Consider the following 3,337-nt stretch of genomic DNA (forward strand, 5'->3'; position numbering starts at 1 on the left):
GCCCACTGGCCCGGCCCCCCGCCTCTCCCGCAATTCGAGGGAGTTCCCGCTCTGTCGGACATCTACGGTCGCACGATCCTGACGGACATCATCTCCGGTCGGACCATCGCCGAAGCCGTCACCGCGTCCGGCCTTCCGGCGCACGAGGCTTTGGTCCACGCGACGAACATCACCTCCGCAATCCTGGAGGCGTTGGACGACGCCCTCGACGCCAACCCACCCCCCGAACCCGCACCGCCACCGCGTCGGCGCCCCGCTTAAGGAGAACGACCATGTCCAAGTCACGCTTCGCCGACCGGCGCACGGTCGATGCCTTTGTCCATACGGGCACCGTGGATTTGATGCTCTGTCAGGCTCGCTTCGTGGATGACCTGATACTGCCGGATGCCCTCGCTGCCGCCATCGCCGCGCGTTCTCCGGCAGAGCGTAAGGCCCTCGCTCGCCTCGGTCGCACGCTCATGGATGCGGCCCAGCCCGCAGCCACTCCGTCCACCCCTGCATAGTAGGAGAGAACCATGTCTCGCCCCCGCTCCCGTCCCCCCGCTCGTCCGTCGAAACCTGCCAGAAACCAGCGTCGGGCCGTGAAAACGGCCGCAACTGAATGGCCCTCCCCTCCGGAGACGACACTTCGCCAGAAGCTCACACTCGTGACCGGTGCACTTCTGGCCGACCTGACGCTCGCCCAAGGGAAATCACTGGAGGAGGCTTCGGCCCTGACGGGCTTCTCCGTTGAACAGCTTCGAGCCGACGGCCTCGAATACGCGATGGCCTTTGTCCGGGTGCTCGACCCGGCGTTCATGGCGCTCATGGACGCGACCACGGAGGACGAGGCCGCCGACGCTGTTGGTGCCATCGTCGCGAGCCGGGCCACGGCGACCGCGCACGCACCGGGCACGCTGGTCTGACCCACCCCGGAAACCGGAACGAAACGGGACGCTGTTCCGGAACACCCGTGCAACTTGTTGCACTAAATAGGAGGCCCCCATGGCCCGACCTTGCACCATCTGCGCACACCCGGCTCGGGAGGAGATTGAGGCGGCGATGGCTTCGGGGGCCTCTTTGCGCGACGTCGTCGCTCGCTTTGATCTGCCGGCGGTGTCGTCGCTCCACCGGCACAGGGCGCAACATCTCGGCCGAGAGGTACGCTTTCACCTCCCGCCCGCCGCCCCACACGTCGCCACGGTGACGGTAAATGCCGCACATCAGGAGGCGTGCCCGTCCGAGGGGGCAAATGGGCCGGGCACATCTGACACCGGGGCAGCGGCCTCACCGGAACACGTCCTGGAAGGCCTGTTTACCCGTGCGAACGTGGAGAACGGCCGGACCCTGCAAGACTACGCTCGCCTTCTCGTGGACGGGCTTGCTCATACTTACGCTGCCGCTGTCGCCGCGAACGACCTCAGCGTCACCGTCCGGGCGTTGCGTGAACTCCGTGCGCTCCTTCAGTTCCACGCCCTCGTGCCGCCTGACCGGCTCAGGCAACTGCCGGGCTGGGTGGAGCCAGCGCAGGAGCGTGATCCAATTTTTGCGATGCAACAACTCTTGCTGGGCGGAATGCCCGTGTTCGACGGCATTCCCGGCGCAGAGCAGACGGAGGCCGAGGCGCTGGCCGAGCTGGACAAGAAGTGGCCCGGCTTCTCGGAGAGGTGGGCAGCCTCGAACCCTACAACGCCCGACGGAAATTTGAGTGCATCGTCCCAATAGGGCTTGCCCCCGTGGAACGTTCCACCACCCCGCCTTTGCTGTTCCAATGAAATAGTGTTTGCTTTTTGGAACGGATTTCACCACTGTATCTTAGACCCTAGTGGAACGAAACGGACTGATGCCCGCCATGCTGATCGGCTACGCACGCACCTCGACCCTCGAACAGGCGGCAGGCCTGGAAGCACAGGTGCGTGACCTTAAGGCCCTCGGGTGCGAGAAGCTGTTCTCTGAGCAGGTTTCGTCGGTTGCAGCCCGCAACGTCCTGGAAGCAGCGTTGGACTTCTGCCGCGAGGGCGACACGCTAGTGGTCACGAAGCTCGACCGGCTTGCCCGTTCCGTCACCCACCTCGGCAACATCATCGCCATTCTGGAAGGAAAAGGCGTGGCTCTTCGCATCGTGAACCTCGGTGTGGATACCGCCACGCCTACCGGCAAGCTGATGCTCAACGTCCTCGGCGGTGTGGCGCAGTTTGAACGGGAGATGATGTTGGAGAGGCAGCGCGAAGGCATCGCCAAGGCCAAAGCAGAGGGCGCCTACAAGGGCCGCAAGCCTACAGCGCGGGCCAAAGCGGATGAGATCAAGCTCCTAGCTGCCGAGGGTATGAGCATGAGCGCTATCGCTGCCAAGCTTGGAATAGGGAAAGGCTCGGTCCACCGCGCTCTGAACGCCTCTCCCTGCGAAGTCTAACCCGTGCAACAAGTTTCACCGGGCCTCCGCAAACCAGTGCAACAAGTTGCACGGACGAGTGACTGTTAAAAACCCAAGTAAGTAGGCGCTCGTTGCAGCGTTTAGATTGCCTATGTGTCAGATTTCAGATTGATAACCTAACCAAAATGGGTTATACGATCATCGAAGCCAAGAGGGGCCTTCCCTCCTAGTGTTCGGGGGAAGCCATGACGACGGCATTTGCCGCCTCGCCAGCCGGCGAAGCACGCCAAAAGCGCGAGATCGAATACCCCGAGCAGATGGATGCCGCCCGCCGGCTGACGCTCGATTGGTGCCAGCACCTCACCCCGGCCGAGTTCCTTCTGGTCTCCTGGATCATGGGCAACACCGTGTTCCGTGGGTGGCGCTCCGGCGTCTATTCCCTCCCCCAAATCTGTAACGGCGTCCCGAACCGGGAAACTGGAGGTATGTGGGCGAAGGGCACTGGCCTGTCCAATAGCGGCGTCCGTAAGATGACAGCCGCCCTCCGCAAGCGCGGCCTCCTTCATACCGAGATTACCCCGCGAGGCACACGGTTCACTGTCGTTCTCTCTTGGAACCCTGCGACCGGACGAGCCGAGAAGGACAACGTCGTTGCTTTGAACCTTCCACGCGCCTTGCGCCGCACCGCTACCAAGCCGGCCGAGGAAGTGAAGGCAAACGATTGGGACAGTTCCGAAGAGGAAAGACCGCTACTCAGTGGCGGGGGGGACCGCTACTCAGTACCTGGGGGGACCGCTACTCAGTGCCGCCCTTCTAAAGCACTTCCTACAAACTCACTTTTTACAAAAGGAGAAGATTATGAGACCGACGCTGCGCGTCGGCTCGTGCTTCCGGAATTTCAAAATAGGGTAAGACCGGCTCCGCCGGCCGGCGGCTTGGACGAGCACCGTCACAACGCCGGAAACAAAGAGCCCACCCCCCATT

6 protein-coding genes are annotated in these 3,337 nt (G+C 63.0%); all 6 read left to right on the forward strand.

Annotated features, from left to right (window positions below):
• A partial coding sequence (locus FV220_RS25705; RefSeq protein ID WP_187273532.1) for a hypothetical protein occupies positions 1-261 on the forward strand: 261 nt, incomplete at its 5' end.
• An 11-nt stretch (positions 262-272) separates the two neighbouring features.
• Positions 273-503, forward strand: a complete 231-nt coding sequence (locus FV220_RS24455) for a hypothetical protein (RefSeq protein ID WP_056145379.1) — start codon at positions 273-275, stop codon at positions 501-503.
• A 144-nt stretch (positions 504-647) separates the two neighbouring features.
• Positions 648-905, forward strand: coding sequence for a hypothetical protein (locus FV220_RS24460; protein WP_147833522.1), 258 nt, complete (start codon positions 648-650; stop codon positions 903-905).
• 136 nt (positions 906-1,041) lie between these two features.
• Positions 1,042-1,704 carry a hypothetical protein gene (locus tag FV220_RS24465; protein ID WP_147833523.1) on the forward strand — a complete coding sequence of 221 codons (663 nt, stop codon included), beginning with the start codon at positions 1,042-1,044 and terminating at the stop codon, positions 1,702-1,704.
• A gap of 127 nt (positions 1,705-1,831) precedes the next feature.
• Positions 1,832-2,392: a recombinase family protein gene (locus tag FV220_RS24470; protein ID WP_147833524.1), complete on the forward strand. Its 561-nt coding sequence runs from the start codon at positions 1,832-1,834 to the stop codon at positions 2,390-2,392.
• 206 nt (positions 2,393-2,598) lie between these two features.
• The coding region (locus tag FV220_RS25890; RefSeq protein ID WP_210245974.1) for a hypothetical protein at positions 2,599-3,337 on the forward strand (739 nt) is incomplete at its 3' end.

The organism is Methylobacterium sp. WL19, assembly GCF_008040005.1.
GTDB lineage: Bacteria > Pseudomonadota > Alphaproteobacteria > Rhizobiales > Beijerinckiaceae > Methylobacterium > Methylobacterium bullatum.